23 protein-coding genes are annotated in these 24341 nt (G+C 65.6%); 4 read left to right on the forward strand and 19 right to left on the reverse strand.

What is annotated here, in order from left to right:
* Window positions 1–28 precede the first annotated feature (28 nt).
* The 10 genes from V8U06_RS06655 to V8U06_RS06700 form a co-directional block, all read right to left on the reverse strand.
* Complete coding sequence (locus V8U06_RS06655) at window positions 29–478, reverse strand: N-acetyltransferase family protein (protein WP_427140000.1); 450 nt, start codon at window positions 476–478, stop codon at window positions 29–31.
* A gap of 20 nt (window positions 479–498) precedes the next feature.
* Window positions 499–840, reverse strand: a complete 342-nt coding sequence (locus V8U06_RS06660) for a hypothetical protein (RefSeq protein WP_427140001.1) — start codon at window positions 838–840, stop codon at window positions 499–501.
* Window positions 841–896: 56 nt separating this feature from the next.
* Entirely contained in the window at window positions 897–1214 is a 318-nt protein-coding gene (locus V8U06_RS06665; RefSeq protein WP_427140002.1) for a Dabb family protein, read from the reverse strand.
* A gap of 9 nt (window positions 1215–1223) precedes the next feature.
* A complete protein-coding gene (locus V8U06_RS06670) occupies window positions 1224–2879 on the reverse strand; it encodes a GMC family oxidoreductase (RefSeq protein WP_427140003.1) in 1656 nt (551 codons plus the stop codon).
* A 151-nt stretch (window positions 2880–3030) separates the two neighbouring features.
* The gene (locus V8U06_RS06675) at window positions 3031–3810 is read right to left on the reverse strand and encodes a 3-ketoacyl-ACP reductase (protein ID WP_427140004.1); all 780 of its coding nucleotides are present in this window, start codon (window positions 3808–3810) and stop codon (window positions 3031–3033) included.
* Complete coding sequence (locus tag V8U06_RS06680) at window positions 3807–5315, reverse strand: FAD-dependent oxidoreductase (protein WP_427140005.1); 1509 nt, start codon at window positions 5313–5315, stop codon at window positions 3807–3809. Before V8U06_RS06680 ends, V8U06_RS06675 begins: the two co-directional genes overlap by 4 nt.
* A gap of 9 nt (window positions 5316–5324) precedes the next feature.
* Window positions 5325–6455, reverse strand: coding sequence for an ABC transporter ATP-binding protein (locus V8U06_RS06685; RefSeq protein WP_427140006.1), 1131 nt, complete (start codon window positions 6453–6455; stop codon window positions 5325–5327).
* A gap of 5 nt (window positions 6456–6460) precedes the next feature.
* A complete protein-coding gene (locus V8U06_RS06690) occupies window positions 6461–7342 on the reverse strand; it encodes a carbohydrate ABC transporter permease (protein WP_226917782.1) in 882 nt (293 codons plus the stop codon).
* Window positions 7339–8220 (reverse strand): carbohydrate ABC transporter permease, encoded by an 882-nt coding sequence (locus tag V8U06_RS06695; RefSeq protein ID WP_427140007.1) that lies wholly within the window; start codon window positions 8218–8220, stop codon window positions 7339–7341. Before V8U06_RS06695 ends, V8U06_RS06690 begins: the two co-directional genes overlap by 4 nt.
* Window positions 8221–8390: 170 nt before the next feature.
* The gene (locus tag V8U06_RS06700) at window positions 8391–9641 is read right to left on the reverse strand and encodes an ABC transporter substrate-binding protein (protein WP_427140008.1); all 1251 of its coding nucleotides are present in this window, start codon (window positions 9639–9641) and stop codon (window positions 8391–8393) included.
* 332 nt (window positions 9642–9973) lie between these two features.
* On the opposite strand from V8U06_RS06700, the gene V8U06_RS06705 reads away from it, so the two are divergent.
* Window positions 9974–11026: a LacI family transcriptional regulator gene (locus V8U06_RS06705; protein WP_427140009.1), complete on the forward strand. Its 1053-nt coding sequence runs from the start codon at window positions 9974–9976 to the stop codon at window positions 11024–11026.
* A 47-nt stretch (window positions 11027–11073) separates the two neighbouring features.
* Here V8U06_RS06705 and V8U06_RS06710 read toward each other — a convergent pair whose 3' ends face one another.
* The 5 genes from V8U06_RS06710 to V8U06_RS06730 are packed head-to-tail and all read right to left on the reverse strand — an operon-like array spanning window position 11074 to window position 17009.
* Entirely contained in the window at window positions 11074–12579 is a 1506-nt protein-coding gene (locus tag V8U06_RS06710) for an aldehyde dehydrogenase family protein (protein WP_427140010.1), read from the reverse strand.
* The gene (locus V8U06_RS06715) at window positions 12579–13358 is read right to left on the reverse strand and encodes an enoyl-CoA hydratase/isomerase family protein (protein WP_427140011.1); all 780 of its coding nucleotides are present in this window, start codon (window positions 13356–13358) and stop codon (window positions 12579–12581) included. Before V8U06_RS06715 ends, V8U06_RS06710 begins: the two co-directional genes overlap by 1 nt.
* Window positions 13351–14964 carry an acyl CoA:acetate/3-ketoacid CoA transferase gene (locus V8U06_RS06720; RefSeq protein ID WP_427140012.1) on the reverse strand — a complete coding sequence of 538 codons (1614 nt, stop codon included), beginning with the start codon at window positions 14962–14964 and terminating at the stop codon, window positions 13351–13353. The genes V8U06_RS06715 and V8U06_RS06720 overlap by 8 nt, the downstream gene beginning before the upstream one ends.
* A 6-nt stretch (window positions 14965–14970) precedes the next feature.
* Window positions 14971–15972: a Gfo/Idh/MocA family protein gene (locus tag V8U06_RS06725; protein ID WP_427140013.1), complete on the reverse strand. Its 1002-nt coding sequence runs from the start codon at window positions 15970–15972 to the stop codon at window positions 14971–14973.
* A complete protein-coding gene (locus tag V8U06_RS06730) occupies window positions 15969–17009 on the reverse strand; it encodes a LacI family DNA-binding transcriptional regulator (protein ID WP_427140014.1) in 1041 nt (346 codons plus the stop codon). The genes V8U06_RS06725 and V8U06_RS06730 overlap by 4 nt, the downstream gene beginning before the upstream one ends.
* Before the next feature lie 344 nt (window positions 17010–17353).
* Between V8U06_RS06730 and V8U06_RS06735 the strand changes: the two genes are divergently transcribed.
* The 3 genes from V8U06_RS06735 to V8U06_RS06745 all read left to right on the forward strand — a co-directional run bounded on the left by V8U06_RS06735 (window position 17354) and on the right by V8U06_RS06745 (window position 20290).
* Window positions 17354–18520 carry a dihydrodipicolinate synthase family protein gene (locus V8U06_RS06735; RefSeq protein ID WP_427140015.1) on the forward strand — a complete coding sequence of 389 codons (1167 nt, stop codon included), beginning with the start codon at window positions 17354–17356 and terminating at the stop codon, window positions 18518–18520.
* Window positions 18521–18599: 79 nt separating this feature from the next.
* Entirely contained in the window at window positions 18600–19295 is a 696-nt protein-coding gene (gene ung, locus V8U06_RS06740) for a uracil-DNA glycosylase (protein ID WP_427140016.1), read from the forward strand.
* Window positions 19296–19327: 32 nt separating this feature from the next.
* Complete coding sequence (locus V8U06_RS06745) at window positions 19328–20290, forward strand: squalene cyclase (protein ID WP_427140017.1); 963 nt, start codon at window positions 19328–19330, stop codon at window positions 20288–20290.
* Window positions 20291–20325: 35 nt separating this feature from the next.
* Here V8U06_RS06745 and V8U06_RS06750 read toward each other — a convergent pair whose 3' ends face one another.
* From V8U06_RS06750 to V8U06_RS06765, 4 genes are all read right to left on the reverse strand, one after another.
* The gene (locus V8U06_RS06750) at window positions 20326–21276 is read right to left on the reverse strand and encodes a nucleoside hydrolase (protein WP_427140018.1); all 951 of its coding nucleotides are present in this window, start codon (window positions 21274–21276) and stop codon (window positions 20326–20328) included.
* A 40-nt stretch (window positions 21277–21316) separates the two neighbouring features.
* Complete coding sequence (locus V8U06_RS06755; RefSeq protein WP_427140019.1) at window positions 21317–22552, reverse strand: NAD(P)/FAD-dependent oxidoreductase; 1236 nt, start codon at window positions 22550–22552, stop codon at window positions 21317–21319.
* A gap of 106 nt (window positions 22553–22658) precedes the next feature.
* Window positions 22659–23501, reverse strand: a complete 843-nt coding sequence (locus tag V8U06_RS06760; protein WP_226917796.1) for a metal ABC transporter permease — start codon at window positions 23499–23501, stop codon at window positions 22659–22661.
* Window positions 23498–24328: a metal ABC transporter permease gene (locus tag V8U06_RS06765; RefSeq protein ID WP_226921833.1), complete on the reverse strand. Its 831-nt coding sequence runs from the start codon at window positions 24326–24328 to the stop codon at window positions 23498–23500. Before V8U06_RS06765 ends, V8U06_RS06760 begins: the two co-directional genes overlap by 4 nt.
* Window positions 24329–24341: the final 13 nt, after the last annotated feature.

The raw sequence follows: 24341 nt of genomic DNA on the forward strand, positions 1-24341 counted from the left end.
TCCGCTGGAGAACTCCGTGCGACAGGCGCTATAGCTTGATGTCGTAGGTCACCCAGTTCGTCTTGCTGGCCACGCGGTCATAGACGCCGCGACCCCGGTAATTGTTGTCCGCCGTGATCCACCGGACAACGGACCAGCCGTTTTCAGCCGCAACGTTGCGCACTGCGTCGATCAGGGCGTCTGCAATGCCAAATCCACGAGCGTCAGGAGAGACGAAAAGGTCGTCGAGGAAACAGCCGGTCGTCGCTGAAAGCGGGCGAGCGAAGGGCCGGAAGTGGGTAAGCCCGAGCATGGTCCCGCGAGGGTCGACGGCCACAAGCCCCCGGGATTCTTTTGCCGCGTCGAGTAGCCAGGACCAAACGGTATTCCGCATTTCAGGCGTCTGGGCCACTTTGTAAAAGTCGGCGTAGCCCTGGTAGAGGATGTCCCACTGCGATCGGTCACCTGCGTTTATCGGGCGAATGGAAAAGCTGGTCACGGTCAAAGCCTCCTACGAAATCACTGAGTCGCCGACGCGACTTTTTTGCCATCCCCCCCAAGGCGGAGAAGGGCAGGCACCAGTTCGGCAACAGCGCGAGACAGAACGACGGCGAGAAACCGATGATTCCCAATATGCACGATCAGCCAGTCGCCAAGCATGGGAAAAAGCAAAAAAACCGACAAATATGCAATGACGACCAAGGGGAGCGCCGCCGAGCGAAGCGTTGGCGGCGCATCATTCATCGCCTGCGTCTGAATGGTCGAATAGACCAGCCAGTAGTCGAGACCGAGCCTGATCGCCGAACTCGAAGACGCGGCGTCGTGCGGGCGCTGCTGTGAAGAACACGTCCCACAATGCATCCTCTTCCCGACGACCAAGGCTCAAGGATGCGCCATCACGCTCCGGGACCACACAACTAGTCGTCGGTTTCGAGATCGTAGACGAGGATGCCGGCGATGCCACCCTCCGCGGCGGCGACAAGCCGCGCGCCCGTCTGCTTGTGCTGCGGGTCTTCCAGATAGGCATCGCGGGAAAAGCTGTCGGCGAAGTCGACGATGAAGCCGTCGCTGAAGCCCTTGTCCATGCCCTCTTCCGGGCTGACATTGGTGCCGATATGCACGGCGACCATGCCCGGCAGGCGGTCCTTCAGGGCGTCGATCTCGTTGAAGAGTTCGCTCTTGTAGGCGACGGAAATGGTCGGCTTGAAGCGGATGAAGACGCAGTGGCGGATCATGGCAGTCTCCTAGCGGATGTTGGCGCGGGCGCGCGGGCGGATGTCGTTGCGCTCGTACTGGAAGACCTGGGCCGGCAGCGCCGGCAGGCCGCGGATGATGTCGGCGCCCTTCTCGCCCACCATGATGGTCGGCGCATTGGTGTTGCAGGAGGGAACGCGCGGCATGACGGAACTGTCGCAGACGCGCAAGCCGTCAAGCCCGTGCACCTTCAGATCCAGCCCGACGACGGCATCCGTTCCCGTGCCCATCTTGCAGGTGCCGACAGGGTGATGGTCGGTCTTGGCATTGGCGCAGCCGTAGTCGAAGAGTTCCTCGTCGCTCATGACCTTCGGCCCCGGCAGGCGCTCGGCCATGACATAGGGTTTCAATGCCGCCTGCTGCATGATCTCGCGGGCGATCTTCAGGCCCTCGATCGACATTTTCCGGTCATGCGGGTCTTCCCAGTAGTTCGGGTCGATCAGCGGCGCGGCCGCGGGATCGGCGGAGGAAAGCCGCACCGTTCCCTTCGAGCGCGGATGCAGATAGGCCGAATTCAGCGTCACGCCGGCATTCTTCAGCTTCTCCACGCCCGCCTCGATGCCCGAGCCGAGGCCGAGGTGGAACTGGATGTCCGGTGAGCGGGCCTCAGGATCGGCATACCAGAAACCACCGGTCTCGAAGAGCGAGGACGCGACGGGACCGGAGCGGAAGAGCACATATTGCAGGCCGGCCCAGAGCGTACGGTGCAGCTTCGCCACACCATCGTAGGTGTGGTCGCCGGTGCATTCCGAAATGACGAAGAGGTCGAGATGGTCCTGCATGTTCGAGCCGACGCCCGGCAGGTCGTGCTTCACGGCGACTCCCACCGATCTCAGGTGATCGGCCGGGCCGATGCCGGATTGCTGCAGCAGCTTCGGCGAGCCGATGGCGCCGGAGGAGACGAGCACCTCGCGCTCCGCCCGGATCGTCTCGATGCCACGGCTCGTCACCACCTCGACGCCGACGGCGCGCGTGCCTTCCAGCACGATACGGGCAACGCGGGCGCCGGTGCGGATGGTGAGGTTCTTCCGCTCCTTGATCGGCGAGAGGTAGGAAAGCGAGGCGGAGGAGCGGCGGCGATTGCGCTGCGTAAGCTGGTAGAAGCCGACACCCGCCTGCTGGCGGCCGTTGAAGTCGTGGTTGTAGGGAATGCCGAGTTCCTGGCCGGCGCGGATATAGGCGTCGCAGATCGGCAGCGCCGAGACCGGCATGGATACACCGAGCGGCCCGCCATAGGCGTGATAGTCGTCGGCGAAACGCTGGTTGTCCTCGGCGCGCTTGAAGTAGGGCAGAATCTCGCGGTAGCTCCAGCCCTCGCAGCCGTCTTCGCTGGCCCAGAGGTCGTAGTCGGCAGCATTGCCCCGCGTATAGAGCTGCGCGTTGATGGAGGAACCGCCGCCGATGACCTTGGCCTGCGTGTAGCGCAGCACGCGCCCCTTCATGTGCTTCTGCGGCACGGTCTCCCAGCCCCAGCTCGCCACACCCTTGGTCATCTTGGCGAAGCCCGCCGGCATGTGGAACAGCGGGTTCCAGTCTCCGCCGCCAGCCTCCAGCAGCAGCACGCGCACGGTGGGGTCTTCCGAAAGCCGGTTCGCCAGCACGCAGCCGGCCGGTCCCGCGCCGGTGATGATGTAGTCGTAGGTCATGCTCTGTCCTCAGATGTTCCGGTGCCGTGGCCGGAGGGCTTGCCCCTCATCGCCTGCCGGCACCTCCTCCCCGCGGGGAGACGAAAATTTTCCGCGGCCTCTCGCCTTTCCTACGCCGCTGAAGAGGGAAGGCGGGGTGAGGCGCAACCCGTCAAAGCCGTCCGATGGCAAGGCCCCCGTCGAGATTAATCACCGAGCCCGTCGCGAAGGCGAACTTGCCGGTCGCCAGCGCCGCCGCGGCATTGCCGATGTCGCCCGGCTCGCCCCAGCGCTTCATCGGAACGAGGCCGCTTTCGATCAGCGTGTCGTATTTCGCGGAAACGCCGGCGGTCATTTCGGAGCGGATGATGCCGGGGCGGATTTCGAAGACGGAAATGCCGGTGTCCGCGAGCCGCAGCGCCAGCCCCTGGCTGAAGGCGGCAAGGCCTGCCTTGGTCATGCAGTAGTCGAGCCGTTCCGGTGAGGTGAGGCCGGCCGAGATGGAGGTGATGTTGATCACCGAGCGCGGTCCGGGAGCCTGCCCCAAGTGCAGCATGGTCTTCAGCACGGCCTGGGTGAAGAACACGGTGCCGCGCAGATTGGTGGCGACGATCGTGTCGAAATTTTCCGGTGCGAGATCGAGGAAATCTCCGCGCACGACGGAGGCGATACCGGCATTGTTGACGAGGCAGGCAATGGCGCCGAGCCCGTCCTCGATGGCTGCCACGGTCGCGGCATGGCCGGCGACGTCGGCAAGATCGGCCTTGAGGTAGAGTGCACGTGCGCCGTGCACCACGAGGTCGGCGAGCATGGCGTCGGTCGCCGCATCCGCCTCGCCGATGCCCGTTATGGCAATGTCGAAACCCTCGGCGGCGAGCGCCTGGGCAATGCCGAGGCCGATGCCGCGGCGGCCGCCGGTAACGATGGCGACGGGACGGGCTGAGGTCGTCATGCGGCAAGGTCCCTCGATTGGATGTGGTTTGCCACCCGCAGCGCCTGCGCGGCGACGGTCAGCGCGGGGTTCACCGCGGCGGACGTCGGCAGGTAGGAGGCGTCGACCACGAAGAGGTTCGGATGGTCATGGGCGCGGCACCAGATGTCGAGCGGCGCCGTGGCGGGATCGCTGCCGATGCGCACGGTGCCGCACTGGTGCGAGGGCGTGCGCTTGTCGAAGGCGCGGGCAAGCACGATCGGGAAGCCGGCCTTTTTCAGGGCGCCCTTCAGCTTGGCCACCAGATCGAGATGGGCCTGCCAGTTGGTGCGAGTCCATTTCATGACGATGCGTTCGCGGTCGACCGTGATGCGGCTTTCGGGATGCGGCAGATCCTCGCTCATCGCGTAGAAGTCGACGGTGTGGCTGGCCACCTGCTCCAGCAGCCATTCCGGCACGGAGGGCATGTTGGCCTTCAGGATCTTTCCCGAGACGCGGCCGAGAAGCTGCACATTGCCGAGCGGCGGGCCGCCATTGCCGTCCGAGAGGTAATAGTCATTGAAGCCGAAACTCTTCTGGTAGACGGAGGTGTTGCGGTAGAAGGGCGAGAGGCCGATCACGGCGCTCGAATTGTGGTTCATGAAGTTGCGGCCGACCTGGTCGGAGCTGTTGGCAAGCCCCTTCGGAAAGGCTTCCGAGGCCGAACGCAGCAGCAGCACCGCCGATTGCACCGCGCCGGCCGAAAGGATCACCAGCTTCGGCGACAGGCTCTCCGCCGTCTCGCCGCGCTTGTAATGCACGGTCGAAATGGTCCGGCCATGCGGAGCCGTGGCAAGCCGCGTCACCCGGCAATGGGTGCGCAGTTCGACATTCGGATGTTTCAGTGCCTCGGCCAGCGCCGTGCTTTCCGCATCCATCTTGCCGTCGTTGCTGTTGGGATGGGCGTCCCAGGGCGTTTTCGCCTTGGTGAGCCAGCGGTCGATATCGACGCCGAGGGGAAGGGAGTAGGGGTGCAGCCCGCTCGCCTTCATCCTTGCGCGGACCTTCGCGATGGCCGGCTCGTCCGGCACAGGCGGGAAGGGGTAGGGGGCGGAATGGTGCGGCTCGGTCGGATCCTCGCCGAGCGCGCCGCGCACGTTGTAGAGTTTCTCCGCCGCCGAGTACCAGGGCTCGAGCTCCTCATAGGCAAAGGGCCATGCGGGGGAGATGCCGTCGCGGTGATGCATTTCCTCGAAATCCTCGCGGCGATAGCGCACCAGCACCGCACCGTAGAATTTCGAGTTGCCGCCGACATTGTAGTAGTTGCCGGGATTGAAGGCCGTGCCGTCGGCCTCGTACCACATCTCCTTCGGACGGAAATGGCCGCGCTGGAAGATGGCGCGCTGGTCGCGGTTTTCCGGGCGGTCGGGCAGGTGGTCGCCCGCTTCGAGGATGACGATCCTCGCTCCGCTCGGGGCGAGTGCGGCGGCCATGGTGGAGCCGCCGATGCCCGATCCGATGATGACGATGTCCGGCTGCGTGGTCATTTCAAAATCTCAGGCGATGCGAAGCTGGCTGGCGGGGTCGAAGAACACCGCCTTGTCGAGGTTGAAGGCAAGACGTGCCGTCTGGCCGGCGGCGATGCGTACGTCGGCGCGAAGCCGCGCGACGATCTCCTTGCCGCCGAGATGGGTGACGGCGAAGGTATCGGCGCCGGCGGGCTCCACCACCTCGATCAGGCAGTCGCCCTCGGCCACGGTGCGGGCATTGCGGTCGGCGCCATCCGGGTCGGTCAGCGCCTCCGGGCGGATGCCGAAGATGACCTCCTTGCCGCTATAGGCGGACAGGCTGCCCGGCGCGTTCGGCACGGCGAGCACCAGCGGTTCGGCCTGTTGGCGGGCAAGCGAGACGGCAAGGCCGGAACCGTTCTGTTCGACCTTGCCCTTCAGCAGGTTCATGGCGGGCGAGCCCATGAAGTCGGCGACGAAGGTATTGGCCGGGTTGTTGTAGATCTCGGCGGGCGAGCCGAATTGCTGCAGAACGCCGTCCTTCAGCACCGCGATCTTGGTGGCGAGCGTCATCGCCTCGATCTGGTCGTGCGTCACGTAGACGATGGTCGTCTTCATGCGGTGGTGCAGGCGCTTGATTTCCGTGCGCATGTCGACGCGCAGCTTGGCGTCGAGGTTCGACAGCGGCTCGTCGAAGAGGAAGAGCTTCGGATCGCGCACCAGCGCCCGACCCATGGCGACGCGCTGGCGCTGGCCGCCGGAGAGCTGGCCGGGCTTGCGGTCGAGCAGATGGCCGATCTGCAGCATGTCGGCGACCTGCTTGATCGCCTTGTCGCGCTCCTCCTTCGGCACGCCGCGGATTTCCATGCCGAAGGCGATGTTTCCGGCGACCGTCATGTTCGGATAGAGCGCGTAGGACTGGAACACCATGGCAATGTCGCGCTTGGAAGGATGCAGGCCCGCGACCGAGCGCCCGTCGATGGCGATATCGCCGGAGCTGATCGGCTCGAGGCCGGCGATGGTGTTGAGCAGGGTGGACTTGCCGCAGCCGGAGGGACCGACGAGCACGAGAAACCCGCCCTGTTCGATCTCCAGGTTGATGTCCTTGAGGATTTCGAGCGCGCCATAGGACTTGCGCAGGTTGCTGATCTTCAGGAACGACGTATTCGAGGAAGACATGGGCGTTATCCTTTCACGGCGCCGGACATCAGGCCGCGCACGAAATAGCGTCCGGAGACGATGTAGACGATGAGGGTGGGCAGGGCCGCGAGGATCGCGCCGGCAAAGTGAACGTTGTATTCCTTCACGCCCGTCGAGGAGGAGACGAGGTTGTTGAGCGCCACCGTCATCGGCGTCGTGTCCGCGCCGGAGAAGGAGGCGCCGAACAGGAAGTCGTTCCAGATATTGGTGAACTGCCAGATGACCGAGACGACGATGATCGGACCGGAGGACGGCAGCAGGATGCGGTAGAAGATCTGGAAGAAGCTTGCCCCGTCGATCTGCGCCGCGCGCACCAGCTCCGTCGGGAAGTTCTCATAATAGTTGCGGAAATAGAGCGTCGTGAAGCCGATGCCGTAGACCACATGCACGAGGATGAGACCCCAGAGCGAGCCGGCAAGCCCGAGCGAGCCGAGAATGCGCGCCATCGGGATCAGCACGATCTGGAACGGGATGAAGCAGGACAGCAGCAGCAGGCCGAAGAAGACGTTCGAGCCCTTGAACTGCCATTTCGTCAGCACGTAGCCGTTCAGCGCGCCGATGATGGTGGAGATGGCGACGGCCGGCACGACCATCAGGATCGAGTTGATGAAGAAGGGGCGAAGGCCGGTCGGCTGCACGCCGATCTGCGCCGTCGACCAGGCGGAAAGCCAGGGTTCGATCGTCCATTGCTGCGGCAGGTTCAGCATGCCGCCCTGGCGGATTTCCTCCAGCGGCTTCAGTGAGTTCACCAGCATCACGTAGAGCGGCAGCAGGTAGTAGAACGCGAAGAGGATGAGCGCGGTGTAGATGAGGGCGCGCGTCAGCTTGCCGTGCGTGATGATGTTGTCGGGGTTTTGCGCGCTCATCGGCCTTTGCCTCCGCGGATTTCGGAATAGAGGTAGGGGATGATGATCGAGAAGATCATGACCAGCATGATGATCGCCGAGGAGGCGCCGATGCCCATCTGGTTGCGGGTGAAGGTGTAGGAATACATGAACGTTGCCGGCAGTTCGGTCGCCTGTCCGGGGCCGCCGCCGGTCAGCGCCACGACGAGGTCGTAGGCCTTGATGGCAAGATGCGCGAGCACGACGAAGGCGGAGAGGAAGACCGGGCGCATCAGCGGGATGATGATGCGGCGGTAGATGGTGGCGGTCGTCGCTCCGTCGATCTGCGCTGCCTTGATGATCTCGTTGTCGACGCCGCGAAGGCCGGCGAGGAACATCGCCATGACGAAGCCGGAGGACTGCCAGACCGCGGCGATGACCACGCAGTAGATGGCGTAGTTGCGGTCCTTGATCCAGTTGAAGGCGAAGCTTTCCCAGCCCCACAGATGCATGGTGTTCTCAAGCCCGATGCCGGGGTCGAGGAACCACTTCCAGGCGGTGCCCGTCACGATGAAGGAGAGCGCCATCGGATAGAGGTAGATGGGCCGCAGGATGCCTTCGGCGCGGATCTTCTGGTCGAGCAGGATGGCGAGCGCCAGGCCCAGCACCGAGCAGATGACGATGTAGAGCGAGGCGAAGATGGCGAGGTTGGAGATCGCCCGCCACCAGTGCGGCAGCGCCCAGAGCTTGGAATAGTTGCTCAGCCCCACGAAATTATAGGAGGGCAGCATCTTGCTGTCCGTCAGCGACAGGAAGCCCGTATAGGCGATGAAGCCGTAGACGAAGACGAGCACGATGAGGAAACTGGGTGCCAGCACGAGCTTCGGCAGAAGCTCCTGCAGCCGGCTTCGGCTATCCATGGTCGTTACCACCGTTGTTCATGTGTTTGTCGGCGGCAGGGCCGCTGCCCGTGATCCGCCTGCCGGCACCTTCTCCCCGCAGGCGGGGAGAAGGACATATGCCGTGACCTCTCCGTTTCCCCCTCCCCGTTTGCGGGGAGGGGGCCGGGGTGAGGAGCAGCCTCTTTCGCTTACTTCGCGGCCTCGACGGCGGCCTTCAGTTCCGTCACGGCTTCCTCGGAGGAAAGCTCGCCGTTGAACTGGCGGGTCACGACGTCATAGATCGCGTTCTTGACCGAAGCCGGGTTGGCGTGGCCGTGGGCCATGGAGCCGAACAGCGTGCCGTTGGTGTTGGCTTCGGCGAGGTCCTTGATGGCCTTCTTGCCGCAATCGTCGAAGGCCTCGTCCGAGACGTCCGTGCGGGCCGGGGCCGAGCCCTTGACCACGTTGAAGGCCGACTGGAAGGCCGGGCTTTCGATGGCCGAGGCCATGGTCAGCTGGGCCGGAACCTTTTCGGCGGCGACCTTGAACATCGCGAACTGGTCGGAGTTGAAGGTCACGGAGCCCTGCGTGCCGGGGAAGCGCATGCAGACGAAGTCGCCGCCCGGCTTCTTGCCGGCCTTGATGAACTCGCCCTTTGCCCAGTCGCCCATGAACTGCAGGCCGGCCTTGCCTTCAATGACCATGGCGGATGCCAGGTTCCAGTCACGGCCGGAGAAGTTGTCGTCCACGTAGGAACGCAGCTTCGTCATGCGGTCGAAGGCTTCCTTCATCTGGGCGCTGCCCAGCGTTTCCGGATCGAGGTCGATGAAGGCCTTCTTGTAGAAGTCGTTGCCGAAGGAGAGCACGACCGCGTCGAAGATCGTCGCGTCCTGCCACGGCTGACCACCATGGGCGACCGGCGTGATGCCCTGTTCCTTGAACTTGTCCAGAAGGGCGACGAGTTCGTCCCAGTTCTGCGGCTCCTTGCCGCCGGCCTTGTCGAGCGCCGCTTTGTTGATCCACATCCAGTTGGTGGAGTGGACGTTCACCGGGGCCGCGATCCAGTGACCGTCATATTTCGAGAACTGCTGCAGGGCGGTCGGGATGACCTTGTCCCAGCCTTCCTTGGCGGCGATCTCGTCGAGATTGCCGAGCGCGCCTTCCTTGGCCCAGTCGAGAATGTCGAAGCCGAGCATCTGAACCGCGGTCGGCGCATTGCCGGCCGTGACGCGGGCGCGCAGCACCGTCATGGCTTCCGTGCCACCGCCGCCGGCAACCGGCATGTCGGTCCAGGAAATGCCCTTGGATTCGAGGTCCTTCTTCAGGACGTCGAGTGCGGCGGCTTCGCCGCCCGAGGTCCACCAGTGCAGGACTTCCACGTTCTCAGCGGCGCGGGCAGCGGTGCCGCCCATGCCCATCAGCACCGCAATCGCTGCAGTGGTTGTCAGAAACTTGCGCATCGTATTCCTCCCGTTTGCAAGTTCGAGGGCGAGAGCCTCCTCCCGCCGATTTCCCCGATGCCCGAAGGGGCATCGGAATTCCATCTATGGCTCAAAGCGCCGCGCCAATTTAAAACGTTGTAAATTTGCGGAGTCAAGCTGCGTTGGATGGTGGCGAAGGCTCTCTTCGAGAAAGCGGTAAATTCCGGCAAATCCGGCAATGTGCGCGTCGCGCGCTGCTTTGTGCGCTGCACGGAAAACGTTTTAAATTCTGTGCAGCGCAAGATTGCCGGATGCCCGGCGCGCCGATATGGTGCCGCCCATCGACGACTGCCATCCGAAGAAGCGTATCCGTGCCCCGCATCGAAAAACCCGCCGACAATGAGCCCGCCCGCAGCCTGCCCCGCACCGGCAAGCCGACGCTGAAGACCATTGCGGAAATGACCGGTCTTGCGATCACCACGGTTTCCCGCGCGCTCGGCAATGCGCCGCAGATTTCCGAAAGCACCCGGCGCCGCGTGCACGAGGTCGCCGCCGAGATCGGCTACCTGCCCGACCGCGCCGCCCAGCGCCTCAAGACCGGCCGCACCAATGTCATTTCCGTGCTGCTTGATCCGCACGAGGAAATCCTCGGTTTCGGCACGTCCATCATGCACGGTCTGGCGCGCGCCCTGCAGGCGACGCCCTACCATCTCATCGTCACACCGAACTTTCTCGACGGCAGCAATGTCGATGCGGTCAACTACATCATCCGCAACGGCATGGCCGACGGCCTGATCTTCTCGCGCACCGAGCCGTTCGATCCGCGCGTGCGGCTGCTGCTGGAGAACGGCTTTCCCTTCGTCACCCATGGCCGAACGGAATTCTCCACGCCGCATGCCTTCGTCGACTACGACAATTTCGCCTTCGCCTACGCGGCCACCCGACGGCTGATCGCCAAGGGGCGGCGCAAGGTCACGATCATCCTGCCGCCGAAGCGGCTCACCTTCCATCAGCACATGCTGCACGGTTTCATGACCGCCGTGCGCGAGGCCGGCGTCGCCTATGAAGTTCCCGAAGGGCTCGATCTCGACAGCCCCGCCGACATGATCCGCGATGCCATGCGCCGCCGCAGCGCCGAGCCCGATCCGCCTGACGGCATCACCTGTCCCGGCGAAGTCTCCGCGCTCGCCACCATCACCGGCATGAGCGACAACGGTCTCGGCCTCGGCGGCGAATACGATATCGTCGCCAAGCAGACCTCCCGCCTGCTGAGCCAGATCCAGCCGAAGGTCGAGACCATCTACGAGGATCTGACGGCCGCGGGCGAGGCCATGGGCCGGCTGCTGCTCAAGCGCATCGCCGGTGAACCCGCCGGAGATCTGTCGATCCTGCAGACCCCGCAATTCAGCTTCCCGACGCCCTGAACGGGCGGCAGCGCCGATCCCAGCCATGGTTGTCGGGAAGGCTTTGTTCATCGCGGCATCCACCAGCCGGTGCGCGCGCCCATATGCATGTTGAGCGTCTTGGTCTCCGTATAATCTTCCACGGCATGGCGGCCGAGCTCGCGGCCGAGACCGGACTGGCGGTAGCCGCCGAAGGGCAATTCCGATGCGCCGTCCATGAAGGTGTTCATCCAGACCGTGCCGGCGCGCACCTTGCGGCCGATGGTCAGGCAGGTATCGAAGTCGCGGCTCCAGACGCCGGCCGAAAGGCCGTAGTCTATGGCATTGGCGATGCGGATCGCCTCGTCCGTCGTCTCGAAGGTCAGCACCGAAAGCACGGGGCCGAAGACTTCCTCGCGGGCGACCGCCATGTCGGGCGTCACGCCGGAAAGGATGGTCGGGGCCATGAACTGGCCGAGGCCAAGATCGAGCGCCGTGCCGCCGAGCGCCACCGAAGCGCCGGCCGTCGCCGCGCCGTCGACATAGCTGCCGATCTTGTCGAGATGCTGCGGCGTGATGATCGCGCCGACCTGCGTCGTCGGATCGAGCGGATCGCCGACCCTGACCTTCCTGGCCAGCGCCGCGACGCGGGCCGTCACCTCCGCCGCGATGGATTTGTGCAGGATCAGCCGCGAGCCGGCATTGCAGCATTCGCCCGCATTGAAATAGGCGCCGAAGACGGCGGCGTCGATGAACTCTTCGAGATTGGCGTCGGGGAAGACGATCTGCGGGTTCTTGCCGCCGAGCTCCAGCGACACCTTCTTCAGGGTCTGCGCTGCATTGGCCATGGTGAGGCGGCCGACGCCGGTGGAGCCGGTGAAGGAGACCATGTCGACATCGGGATGGGTCGTCATCGGCGCGCCGACCTCCGGGCCGGTGCCGGTGAGGATGTTGACGACGCCGGCGGGCACGCCCGCCTCGATGAGGATTTCGCCGAGAAGCAACGTGGAACCGGAGGTCAGTTCGGACGGCTTGACGACCGTCGTGCAGCCGGCGGCGAGCGCGAAGGGCAGCTTCTGGCTGACGATCAGGAAGGGGAAGTTCCAGGGCGTGATGATCGAGACGACGCCGATGGCCTCGCGCAGCACCACGCCGAGCGTGCCCTCGCCGAGGGTGTTGTAGCTCTCGCCGTGGAGGTCGCGAGCAAGCGCCGCGGCATAGCGCCAGATGTCGGCGGCGCCGGCAAGTTCGCCCTTGGCCTGGCTGATCGGCTTGCCGCTTTCGATGCAGTCGAGGAAGGCGAGTTCGTCCGCCTTGGCCGCGATGAGATCGGCGGCCCGCAGCAGGATGTTGGAGCGTTCGGCGCCCGTCATGCGGGGCCACGGACCGTCATCGAAGGCCTTGCGGGCCGCGGCGATGGCGCGCTCGGCATCGGCCTTCGTGCCGGCCGGATAGCGGCTGACGACGACGCCGTGGCCGGGGGCGACGCGTTCGAGCGCAGGGCCGGACCCTTCCGTCCAGACGCCGTCGATCAGCATGCGGAAGTCGCGTGCCGCGAAATTGTCGAGCGCCTTGGGTTTCACATGCGCGGTCATTACCATTCTCCCTTGAAGTCTGCGGGGCGCTTGCCCGTGAAGGCGGCGACGCCTTCCTTGAGGTCCCCGGTCTTGGCGACGAGGATCGAGCCGAGGGCTTCCACCGCCGCGCCATTGTCCTCGCCGTTCGCCACGGAAATCATCAGCTTGGAAATCTCCGTTGCCGCCGGCCCGCGCGCGGCGATGCGCGCCGCATAGGCTTTCGCGGCTTCGACCGCCGTTCCCGTCTCGACGACCTGATCGACGATGCCGAGCGCTGCCGCTTCCGCTGCCGTCAGAACCTCGCCGCCCAGCAGCATGCGCCGCACGGCCTGCGCGCCGAAGCGCTTCACCAGGCGCTGCGTGCCGGACCAGCCGGGCACCATGCCGAGGCCGGCCTCCGGCAGGCCGATCTTCACCTGCGCTTCGGCGATGCGGATATCCGCGGCGGCGGCCAGTTCCAGCCCGCCGCCCAGCGCATGGCCGTTGACGGCGGCGACCAGCGGCATGCGCAGCGTCGCCAGCCGCTCGAAGACGCGGTGGCCGAAGCGCACCCAGGCATGGCCGAATTCGTTGGCCTCCATGCCGGCCCAGGCGCGGATGTCGCCGCCGGCGGAAAAGGCCTTGCCCTCGCCGGTGAGGATGGCGACGCGCACGGCCGCATTGGCCTCGACCGTGTCGCAGGCCGCCGACAGTTCCTTCAGCATGTCGATGTCGAAGGCATTCAGCTTTTCCGGGCGCGCGACGGTGATCGTCGCGACGGGGCCGTCGAAGTCGATGCGGATGCGCGGCTCAGCCATGGTTCGCCCCCGCAATCCGGCGCGGCGCCTTTTCCGGCAGGGTCAGGCCGATCGGCGCGTCGGTGAAGAGGGCCGCATCCATCACCTTCAGGTCCGGTGCGACGACGAGATCGAATTCAGACTGGTCGAGGATATGCGCCTTGAGATCGACGCCGGGCGCGATCTCGGTCAGCACGATGCCCTCGGGCGTCAGCTTCATCACGCAGCGCTCGGTGACATAGGTGATGTCCTGCCCCTGCGCCACGCCGCGCGGGCCGGAGAAAGTGACGTGCTCGACCGCGTTGACCAGCTTTTTCAGCTTGCCTTCCTTCTCGATGACGAGCTTGCCGTCCGCGACGGCGAGTTTCGCGCCGGCATTGAACATGCCGGAGAAGACGACCTTCTTCGCCCGGGCGGTGATGTCGACGAAGCCTCCGCAGCCCGCCGTCACATGCGGACGGAACGAAAGCTTCGAGACGTTGACCGACCCGTCCCGGCCGATTTCCAGGAAGGACAGCAGCGAGGCATCGAAGCCCGCGCCCTGGAAATAGGTGAACTGGTAGGGCGAGGGCATGAAGGCATCGGCATTGGAGGCGCAGCCGAAGGCGAAGTCGAGCAGCGGCACGCCGCCGACGGCGCCCTGCTCGATGACCCAGGTGACGGCCCCGTGCAGGCCTTCTTCCATCAGGATGCGCGGCACGTTGGCGGAAATGCCGAAGCCGAGATTGACGGCGCTGCCGGCCTCGAGTTCCTGCGCCACGCGGCGGGCGATGACCTTCTGGATGTTGAATTCCGGCACCCGGAATGTGTCGAGCGGTCGGAAGATTTCGCCTGATATGGCGGGGTCGTAAAGCGTCTGCGTCGTCTGCTTCTGCTCCGGGTCGACCACGACATAGTCGACCAGCACGCCCGGCACGCGCACATCGTGCGGCTTCAGCGAACCTTCCTTGGTGATGCGCTTGACCTGCGCGATGACGATGCCGCCATTGTTGCGGGCGGCGAGCGCCTGGTCGAGCCCACCGAGATAGGCGCCCTCGTGCTCGTAGGTCAGGTTGCCGCGCTCGTCCGCCGTCGTGGCGCGGATGATGGCGACCTCGGGTGCGATGGCCTTGAAATAGAGCCATTCCTCGCCGGCGAAGGTGATCTTCTCCACCACCGGTTCCCTGGCCGCCGCTTCGTTCATCGCGCAGCCCTCGCGGTCCGGATCGACGAAGGTCTCGATGCCGACCTTGGTGATGACGCCCGGACGCTTGGCGGCGGCCTCGCGATGCATGTCGAAGAGGATGCCCGAGGGGATGTTGTAGGCGGGAATCTCGTTGCCGGTGATCATCTGCCAGATCAGCGGCGGCTCGGAGGAGGAGGGGCCGGACGGATAGGACCCGGCGAGGACCTTGGCGAGCAGCCCCTTCTTCGCGATGTAGTCGATACCCTTGATGCCGCTCATGTCGCCGGCGGCGATGGGATGCAGCGTGGTGATGTTCCGCGGATGGCCGGTTTCCTCGAAGCGCTCGCCGATCGCCTTCAGCGTCAGGTCGGGGCAGCCGAGGCCGGAGGAGGAGGAGACCGAAACGACGGCATCGTCGGGAATGAGGTCTGCCGCCTGGCGCGGGGTGATATGCTTGCTCATGATGGTCTAGAATCCGGTTTCGATGCGGACGGTCTTGCCCGTGCGGGCCGCCTCGACGACGGCAAGGCCGGTTGCCAGCGACCAGACGCCGTCCTCGCCGGTGGCGGAGGGCTGCCCGTTGCCGGCGATCGCGGCGTGGAAGGCGGAAAGGGCGGTCTCGTAGAGATTCGCGTGATCGAGCGGCAGGACATGCTCGCCGCCCGTGTCGCGTAATATCACCGTGCCGGTGGCGCGCTGCGTCATCACGTTGCGGCCAATGAGCGAGCCTTCTGTGCCGTGCACCTCAAGGCCCGTCTCGGCGAATTTCGTGGTGAAGCCGTCGTGGAACTGCGCGATGACGCCGCTTCGGAAGCGCAGGACGCCCATGGCGGCATCCTCAAGCCCGGCCTTGCCCATGCCGCCGGCCTGGGAGAAGGCGATGGCCTCCACCGGATCGTCGTCCAGCACGAAGCGCAGCGTGTCGGCGTCGTGCACGGTGATGTCGAGGATCACGCCGCCGCCGGCCTCCGGCTTGTCGAGCCGCCAGCCCTGCAGGTGCGGCGGCAGATAGACGGCGTGGAAGACGCGGGCCGAAAGCGGGGTGCCGATGCGGCCGGCCTTGATCGCCGCGCGCATCGCCCGGTGCGTGGCGGCATTGCGCAGGTGATGGTTGGTGGCCATGACGACGCCGGCATCTTTCGCGGCCTGCAACATGGCGCGCGCATCGTCCAGCGCCATGGCGATCGGCTTTTCGCACAGGATGTGCCTGCCGGCCCTGGCGGCGGCGAGCGCCTGGTCGCGGTGCAGCTCGTTGGTGGTGGAGATATAGACGGCGTCGATGTCGGGATCGTTCACCAGCGCGTCGAGCGACGTCACGGATTTCGCGATACCCTGCTCGGCCGCATAGGCCCTGCCGCGCTCCGCGTTCGTGCTCATGACGGAAACGACCTCGCCGCCCGTCGCGCGGATCGCGCCGATCACCCATTCCTTCGCGATCGTGCTCGCGCCGATCAGTCCCCACCGCGTCATGCCGACATCCTCTTCGTTTTCCGGCCGGCGCCGCAGCTCTCGCGCACGACCAGGCGCACGGAGCTGACGATGGCTTCGGGTTCCACCCGGCCGGCATTGATCTGTTTCAGCAGCAGTTGCGCCGCCCGCCGGCCCATGCCCTGCGGATCGACGGAGACAGTCGTCAGCGCCGGTACGGCGGTTTCGGCCTCGATCACGTCGTCGAAACCGACCACGCCGAAATCACGGCCGGGCTCCTTGCCGGCGCGGCGCAGGCCGTCGCAGACGCCGAAGGCGGCCGCGTCGTTGAAGCACAGGGCAGCCGTCGGCGGCTCCGGCAGGAGCAGCGCGCGCTCGATGGCGGCAACGCCTCCGGCCCGCGAGGCCGTGCTGCCGACGACCAGCGCGTCCGGCGCTTCGAGGCCCGCTTCGGCAAGCGCGTCGCGCCAGCCCTCGACGCGTTCGGCGAAGACCGTGGTGTTGGGAATGCCGCCGAGGAAGGCGATGCGGCGATGACCGAGCGAGACGAGGTGGCGAACCGCATCCTTCGCGCCGGCATAGTTGTCGGAAAAGAGCGAGGAGACCTTCGCGCCCACCACGTTGCGCACCACGGCGACGACGGGAATGCCGCTGGCGGCAAGCGGCTTCAGATCCGCCGCTTCCGTGCCGCGTGCAGGCGAAAGGATGAGGCCGGAGATGCCGTGCTCGCGCATGGAGGCGATGACCTCGCGCTGCCGGTCGACGCTTTCGGCGGAATTCGACAGGAATTGCACGTAGCCGGCCGATTGCATGACCATGTCCATGCCGACCGCCAGTTCCGCGAAGAAGGAGTTGGTGAGATCGTTGACGATGATGCCGATGATCCGCGAGGAGGCCGACTGGCGCAGGTTCGCCGCGCCGCGATTGTAGACATAGCCGAGCTCGCGGATGACCGCGTTTACCTTGGCGCGCGTCGCCTCGTTGACGAGCGGGCTTGCCTGCAGGACGAGCGAGACGGTCGACTTCGACACGCCGGCGGCGCGCGCAATATCGACGACTGTCACCCGGCCCTTGTTCACGCTGATCCTCCCGTGCGAGCTGTCATTGCCCGCTTGTTGATGGGTAATTAATTGGATCGTTCCAAATTTGTCAAGAGGGTTCTGCGTTCTGCACGGATCGTGCTTCCTGTCAGGAGGCGCGTGTTCCGTTTCTCCCTGGTGCGCACGGGCCATTGGTGGCGATAAGCTCTGGCGAGCAGGCTGTTGAGGCCTGTGTCGCACGCCGGGCGTGTCGTGAATACGGGTGCGCTTTCCCGCCATTCGACAGAGTATGGTGTCCGCCCGTCGTGAGCAGATCCCGAAAAACGCCCTTGAAATTTGGAACGATCTAAATTATTGCCTCACAAAACTCTCGGGAGGACTCCATGACGATCAGCCTTTCCCTGCCGCGTGCCGATGGTGGCGTCGAAGCCTATGCCCTCGTGGGCACGCCGACCGAGCGCCCCGCCGCCGCGCCGCGCTTCAACCGCATCGCCTATGCCGCCGCCCATGTGGTTTCCGATCCGCGCCGCGATGCGCGGCCATGGGAAGCGCCGGCCGTAGACTGGGAGCGCACGATGGCCTTCCGCCATCATCTCTGGTCGCTCGGCTTCCGCATCGCCGAGGCGATGGACACGGCGCAGCGCGGCATGGGGCTCGACTGGGCCGGCGCGCAGGAGCTGATCCGCCGCTCGCTTGCCGAGGCGAAGACGGTGCCGGGCGCCGATCTTGCCTGCGGCGCCGGCACCGATCATCTCAGCCCCGCCGATACCCGCTCGCTGGACGATGTCGTGCGCGCCTATGAGGAGCAGGTCGGTTTCGTCGAAAAACACGGCGGCCGGGCGATCATGATGGCGAGCCGCGCGCTTGCCCGTATCGCGCGTTCGCCGGACGATTACCGCAAGGTCTATGGCCGCATTCTCGGCCAGTCGAAGGACAAGGTCGTGCTGCACTGGCTCGGCGACATGTTCGATCCGCAGCTCAAGGGCTATTGGGGGGCGGAAAGCTTCGAGCCGGCGCTGGAGGCGGTGCTGTCGATCATCGCGGAGAACCGCGACAAGGTCGAGGGCATCAAGATTTCCCTGCTCGACAATGCCTATGAAGTGGCGCTGCGCGACCGATTGCCGGAGGGCGTGCTCTGCTTCACCGGCGACGACTTCAACTATGCCGAACTGATCGAGGGCGACGGACGCAAATACAGCCACGCGCTGCTCGGCATCTTCGATGCCGTCGCGCCGCAGGCGTCGAGGGCGCTCGCCTCGCTCGCCGCGGGCGACGTCGCCACCTTCCGCGCCGTCATCGAGCCGACCGTGCCGCTGTCGCGAAAGATCTTCGAGGCGCCGACGCAGTATTACAAGGCGGGCGTGGTCTTTCTCGCCTGGTTGAACGGTCATCAGGACCATTTCACCATGCCGGCCGGCATGCAGTCCGCCCGCGGCGTCCTGCACTATGCCGACGTCTTCCGCCTCGCCGACCGGGCCAACGTGCTCGACCGGCCGGAGCTTGCCGCCGCACGCATGAAGAACCTCATGGCGGTGCTGGGCGTCGCCTGAGATTAGCTGTGGATGACCGGCGCTTTGGCCGGTCCTCGTCGCCATCCGGCGCTAAACTCTTCCTTCAAAGGAGAGGGCGATGACAGCGACGGATGTGAAGATCGGCGAGAGCTGGAAGGCGCCGCTGGCGGCGGAATTCTCCAGTCCCTACATGGCGGAGCTGAAAGCCTTTCTTCTGGAGCAGAAGCAGGAGGGTCGGCGCGTCTTCCCGAAGGGGGCGGAATATTTCCGCGCGCTCGACCTGACACCGCTCGACGAGGTGCGCGTCGTCATCCTCGGGCAGGATCCCTATCACGGCGAGGGGCAGGCGCATGGCCTCTGCTTTTCCGTGCAGCCGGGCGTGCGCATCCCGCCCTCGCTCGTCAACATCTACAAGGAAATGCAGGAGGACCTCGGCATTGCGCCGGCCCGCCACGGTTTCCTCGAACATTGGGCGCGCCAGGGCGTGCTGCTGCTCAACAGCGTGCTGACGGTGGAGATGGGCCGCGCCGCCTCCCATCAGGGCCGCGGCTGGGAGCGTTTCACGGATGCGGTCATCCGTGCCGTCAACGAGCAGGAAAAGCCCGTCGTCTTCATCCTCTGGGGCTCCTATGCCCAGAAGAAGGCGGCCTTCGTCGACCGCAGCCGCCATCTCGTGCTGCGCTCGCCGCATCCCTCGCCGCTGTCGGCGCATAACGGCTTCTTCGGCACGCGGCCGTTTTCCAAGGCGAACGAGTTTCTCGAAAAACACGGCCGCACGCCGATCGACTGGCAATTGCCGGCGACACCCGAATAGCCATCGGCCGCCGGGGCTGGTAGGTTGCGTCCATGGTATCCACCGGCTCCGTCATCGACTGGCTTCTGGATTCGGATCCGGCAATCCGCTGGCAGGTCATGCGCGATCTCCTCGATGCGCCGGAGACCGAATGGCAGGCCGAGCGCGCGAGGGTGGAAACCGAGGGCTGGGGCGCGAAGCTCCTTTCCCATCAGGATGCGGACGGCCAATGGGCCGGCGGCGCCTTCCTTCCCGCCGATTACAGCGAAGAGAAATGGCGTGCGCAGGGGCAGGCCTGGACCGCCACCTGCTTTTCGCTTCAGCAGCTCCATGAATTCGGCCTAGATCCGACCTCCCAGCGGGCGCGGAACACGATCGACCTCATCGGCAGGCATTGCCGCTGGGATCACGATGGCCAGCCCTTCTGGGACGGCGAGGTGGAGGAATGCATCAATGCCCGTACGGTGACGGCGGGCGTCTATTTCGGCGTCGACGTATCCCGCATCGTCGCACGCCTCCTTGGCGAGCGGCAGGCGGATGGCGGCTGGAACTGCGAGCGCTGCAACGGCTCGCACCGGTCCTCCTTCCACACGACGATCAATGTGCTCGAGGCGCTGCTGGCCTATGAGCGGGCAGAGGGCACAACGTCGGAAATCCGGGCCGCGCGGCGGGCGGGAGAAGAGTATCTGCTCGAGCGCCACCTCTTTCGCGGGCTGGCGCGCGGCGCGGTGGTCGACGAGCGCTACCTCGCCTTTCTCTATCCGTATCGCTGGCGCTACGACGTCTTGCGCGGGCTCGACCATTTCCGCGCCGCCGGCGGCGCGCCCGATCCGCGCCTTGCGGAAGCCATCGCGCATCTGCGCTCGAAACAGGGGCCGGACGGCACCTGGCGGCTCGACTGGTCCCTGAAGGGGCCGGTCTGGTTCGAGATGGAGACGGTGGGCGAGCCGTCGCGCTGGATCACCCTCAGGGCGCTGCGCATCCTGCGCTGGTGGAACGAAAACGCCGGCCGGTAGGGGACCGGCCGGCGGCGGGTGTGTGAAAAACCGGTCTAGCGGACGAGCGTTTCGTCCAGGAGCGCCATGACCTTCTCCGCATCGATGCCGATGCAGGCGTGCTGGCTCGGCAGGCCGTCCCAGTTGCCGGGTGGGAAGCTGCGGGCGTCGGGCTTCTGGATCGTCTGGCCGTCGGCAATTCCGCCGGCGACGACGCGGATGGCGCCGCTGCGGGTGGTGAAGAGCTCCGGCGCGACGAGATAGATGCAGGCGCAGCTGTCGTGCACCACCATGCCCTCGTCCTTCACGTGCTGGCCGTAGAAGTCGATGTAGAACTGCGAGATGTCGGAGAGCAGCTTGAGGTGCGTGCCGTTCTTCGCGGTCAGTTCCGCAAGGCGCCTGCGTGTCATGACGGTCTTCATCGTCACGTCGAGGCCGACGACGACCACCTTCCACGGCGCGCCCATCACCGCATCGGCCGCTTCCGGATCGCCGTGGATATTGGCTTCGGCGGCCGGCGTGATGTTGCCGGGCACGTCGAAGGCGCCGCCCATGATGATGACCTGCTTGACGAGGCCGGCGATCTCCGGGTCTTCCTTCAGCGCATAGGCGAGGTTCGACATGCGGCCGACGGCAATGAGCGTCACTTCGCCGGGATTGGCGCGCACCGTCTCGATGATGAAGCGCGGCGCGCTGCGCGGGTCGACCGGCAGATCGATCGTCTCGGGCACGTCGATATTGCCGAGGCCGTCATGGCCGTGGATCATCACGGGCCAGTCGACGGGGTTGCGCATGGGATTGTAGGTCTTGCCTTCGCCGCGGGCGACGGGGGCCGCAATGCACCATTCGCGCTTCAGGAACAGCGCGTTGCGCGTCGTCGTCTCGATGGACGCATTGCCGAAGACGGTGGTGATGCCGATCAGGTCGATCTCGGGGTGATTGTGCAGGAAGAGAAGCGCCATGGCGTCGTCGACGCCGGGATCCGTATCGAAAATAACCTTATGCATGGTCTCTTGCTTTCTTGTTGTTGTTCTGGAGAGCGCGCGCCTACTGGAAGCGGGCGATGGAGAAGGGGGCGAGCGCGCTTTCGCCTTCCCCGGCAAGCAGGCGCGCCACGTGGCGGCCGGTCGTCGCCGCAAGCGTCAGGCCGACATGGCCATGGCCGAAGGCAAAGGCGATGCGCGGGTCGCGCGGATGCAGGCTGATGACGGGCAGCGAATCCGGCGTCGAGGGGCGGCGGCCCATCCATTCTGTGCCGCCCTCTTCCTGAAGATCGGGCACGTAGCGGCGCATTTTTTTCCGCATGGCGGCGGCGCGCTTGTCGTTGGCGGGGGCGTCGGGCGAGGCAAGCTCGACCGCCCCGCCGATGCGCAGCGCATTTTCGAAGGGTGTGGCGACGAAGCCGTGTTCGGCGAAGAAGACCGGCATTTCCAGCGTGGTCGCGGGGTTCATGAAGGTCGTGTTGTAGCCGCGCTCGGTTTCGAGCAGCACCTTCAGGCCAAGATCGGCGACGAAGCGGCGTGACCAGACGCCCGAGGTGATCGCCAGCTTGTCGAAGGTGAATTCCCGTCCGCCTTCCGTCCGCACGATGACGCCGGCGTCAGCCTGTGCCACGGAGGAGACCGTGGCATCGAGCAGCGTTGCCCGCTCGCGCAGCGTCGCCTGCAGACGGCGCAGGAAGGTGAGGGGATATTCGAAGGTCTTGTGGCCATCGTTGAAGACGGCGCCTGCGAACGGTCCGGTGAGGGCCGGCACCCGGCGGCGGGCTTCCGCCACATCGAGCGCCTCGACATTGCAGCCGATCAGCCTGGCGTTTTCCGTCTCATGGGCGAAGGCCTTGTCGCGCGCGGCGATGCTGTCGAAGACCGTCAACGCGCCGGTGTCGCGCATATGGCCGGAAATGCCGGCGAAACTGCCGAGGCGGATATGGTCGGCCTCGGCGGTCTTCATCAGGTAGAGCAGGGCCGCGCGGCTTGCCGCCACCTTGGCGGAGCTGGCGGACAACAGGAACTTCGTCAACCAGGGCATCAGCGACGGCAGGTCCTGCCAGCGCAGGGTGAGGGGGCCGAGGGGGTCGAGCAGCCATTTCGGCACGGACAGCAGCATGTCCGGCCGGGCCAGCGGATCGATCTCCGGCACGGCGAGAATGCCGGCATTGCCGACCGAGGCCGGCAGGCCGCCGGCGTCCCGCTCGAGGATCGTGACGCTGTGGCCCTGTTCCATCAGATAGAGCGCTGTGGCGCAGCCCATGAGGCCGCCGCCGACGATACCGATATGCGCCATGCCGTCCCGTCGTGTTTGTCGTTCGTTGCGGCCGGTGAGGCCGGTTGTTCGCGGCGGACGATAGACGGAAACCGGGCGGCTGTCGACACAGCGCCAGCCGCGTGGATCAGGCCTCCTGAACGGGCTTGCGGCTTTCCAGCATGCGTCTGATGAAGGCGAAGACGAAGAGGGCGCTCATCAAGAGCACGATGGTCGGGGCCGGCGCGCTGTCGATCATGAAGCTCAGCCAGATGCCGCAGAACGTGGCCCCGACGGCGACGGAAACGGCGACCATCAGCATGCTCGGGAAGCGGCGGGTCAGGAGGGCCGCAATGGCGCCCGGGGCCACCAGCATGGCGATGGCGAGGATGATGCCGACCGCTTTCAGCGCGCCGACGACGACCAGCGACAAGACCGCGAGAAGGCCGTAATGCAGCAGCTTCACCGGCAGGCCGATGGCCGAGGCGTGCTGCCGGTCGAAGGCGTGCACCAGAAGATCCTTGCGGAAGAGCAGGATGAAGGCCGTCGAGGCGGCAGCTATGACGGCGGTCTCGATGAGGTCGGCGCCGGCGATGCCGAGCATGTCGCCGAAGAGGATATGGTCGAGGTGGATATCCGGCTGGATCTTCACATAGAGCACGAGGCCGAGGGCGAACATGCCGGAAAAGACGATGCCGAGCACCGTATCTTCCTTCACGCGGCTGTTGTCCTTGAGGTAGCCGGCGGCAAGCGCGCAGAAGAGGCCCGCCACGAAGGCCCCCGCCGCGAACGGCAGCCCCACCACATAGGCGATGACGACGCCCGGCAGCACCGCGTGGGAGACCGCGTCGCCCATCAGCGACCAGCCCTTCAGCACGAGATAGCAGGAGAGCAGCGCCATCGGCACCGCGATCATCAGCGTCACCAGGAAGGCGTTCTGCATGAAGGCGAGCTGGAAGGGCATGAGGGCGAGTTCGAACGTCTCGTTCATGGCTGGTTGCCCTCCGAAAGGAGCGCCAGACGACTGCGGCGGCGCGCGGCCAGCAGTCCGTGCTTCGGCGCGAAGAGGAAGGCGATGAGGAAGATCGCCGTCTGCAGAACGACGATGATGCCGCCGGTCGCCCCGTCGAGGAAATAGGAAAGGTACGCGCCGACGAAGCTCGTGCCTGCGCCGAGGGCGGCGGCGATGACGATGAGGCGCTGGAAGCGGTCGGTGAGGAGATAGGCCGTCGCGCCCGGCGTCACCACCATGGCGATGACGAGGAAGGCGCCGACCGTCTGCATGGCCGCGACCGTCGAGGCGCTGAGCAGGGTGAAGAACAGGATCTTCAGGCCCGTCGGGTTGAGGCCGATGGAGCGGGCGTGGCTCTCGTCGAAGAAGGTGACCATCAGGTCCTTCCATTTGAGGAGCAGGATGACCAGCGTGACCGCGCCGATGATGGCGAGCTGGATCGTATCCTCGGGCGTCACGGCGAGAATGTTGCCGAGCACGATGGTCTGGATGTTCACCGGTGTCGGCGAGAGCGAGACCATGAAGAGGCCGAGGCCGAAGAAGGAGGAGAAGATCATGCCGATGATCGCATCCTCCTTCAGCCGCGTCTGGCGGTTGAGGAACAGCATCGCGGCGGCGGCGAGCCCGCCGGAAAGGAAGGCCCCGGCAGCGAACGGCAGGCCCAGCATGTAGGCCCCGGCGACGCCGGGCACGATGGAGTGCGAGAGCGCATCGCCGATCAGCGACCAGCCCTTGAGCATCAGATAGGCGGAAAGGAAGCCGCAGATGCAGCCGACCAGCGCGCTCACCCACATGGCATTGACCATGTAGCCATAGGTG

It is taken from the genome of Shinella sp. G-2, assembly GCF_050172695.1.
Classification (GTDB): Bacteria; Pseudomonadota; Alphaproteobacteria; order Rhizobiales; family Rhizobiaceae; genus Shinella.

Coding starts and splice junctions, on each gene's coding strand:
- V8U06_RS06660 (WP_427140001.1), bottom strand. CDS start 840: ATGCATTGTGGGACGTGTTCTTCACAGCAGCGCCCGCACGACGCCGCG.
- V8U06_RS06665 (WP_427140002.1), bottom strand. CDS start 1,214: ATGATCCGCCACTGCGTCTTCATCCGCTTCAAGCCGACCATTTCCGTC.
- V8U06_RS06670 (WP_427140003.1), bottom strand. CDS start 2,879: ATGACCTACGACTACATCATCACCGGCGCGGGACCGGCCGGCTGCGTG.
- V8U06_RS06675 (WP_427140004.1), bottom strand. CDS start 3,810: ATGACGACCTCAGCCCGTCCCGTCGCCATCGTTACCGGCGGCCGCCGC.
- V8U06_RS06680 (WP_427140005.1), bottom strand. CDS start 5,315: ATGACCACGCAGCCGGACATCGTCATCATCGGATCGGGCATCGGCGGC.
- V8U06_RS06685 (WP_427140006.1), bottom strand. CDS start 6,455: ATGTCTTCCTCGAATACGTCGTTCCTGAAGATCAGCAACCTGCGCAAG.
- V8U06_RS06690 (WP_226917782.1), bottom strand. CDS start 7,342: ATGAGCGCGCAAAACCCCGACAACATCATCACGCACGGCAAGCTGACG.
- V8U06_RS06695 (WP_427140007.1), bottom strand. CDS start 8,220: ATGGATAGCCGAAGCCGGCTGCAGGAGCTTCTGCCGAAGCTCGTGCTG.
- V8U06_RS06700 (WP_427140008.1), bottom strand. CDS start 9,641: ATGCGCAAGTTTCTGACAACCACTGCAGCGATTGCGGTGCTGATGGGC.
- V8U06_RS06710 (WP_427140010.1), bottom strand. CDS start 12,579: ATGACCGCGCATGTGAAACCCAAGGCGCTCGACAATTTCGCGGCACGC.
- V8U06_RS06715 (WP_427140011.1), bottom strand. CDS start 13,358: ATGGCTGAGCCGCGCATCCGCATCGACTTCGACGGCCCCGTCGCGACG.
- V8U06_RS06720 (WP_427140012.1), bottom strand. CDS start 14,964: ATGAGCAAGCATATCACCCCGCGCCAGGCGGCAGACCTCATTCCCGAC.
- V8U06_RS06725 (WP_427140013.1), bottom strand. CDS start 15,972: ATGACGCGGTGGGGACTGATCGGCGCGAGCACGATCGCGAAGGAATGG.
- V8U06_RS06735 (WP_427140015.1), top strand. CDS start 17,354: ATGACGATCAGCCTTTCCCTGCCGCGTGCCGATGGTGGCGTCGAAGCC.
- ung (WP_427140016.1), top strand. CDS start 18,600: ATGACAGCGACGGATGTGAAGATCGGCGAGAGCTGGAAGGCGCCGCTG.
- V8U06_RS06745 (WP_427140017.1), top strand. CDS start 19,328: ATGGTATCCACCGGCTCCGTCATCGACTGGCTTCTGGATTCGGATCCG.
- V8U06_RS06750 (WP_427140018.1), bottom strand. CDS start 21,276: ATGCATAAGGTTATTTTCGATACGGATCCCGGCGTCGACGACGCCATG.
- V8U06_RS06755 (WP_427140019.1), bottom strand. CDS start 22,552: ATGGCGCATATCGGTATCGTCGGCGGCGGCCTCATGGGCTGCGCCACA.
- V8U06_RS06760 (WP_226917796.1), bottom strand. CDS start 23,501: ATGAACGAGACGTTCGAACTCGCCCTCATGCCCTTCCAGCTCGCCTTC.
- V8U06_RS06765 (WP_226921833.1), bottom strand. CDS start 24,328: ATGGTCAATGCCATGTGGGTGAGCGCGCTGGTCGGCTGCATCTGCGGC.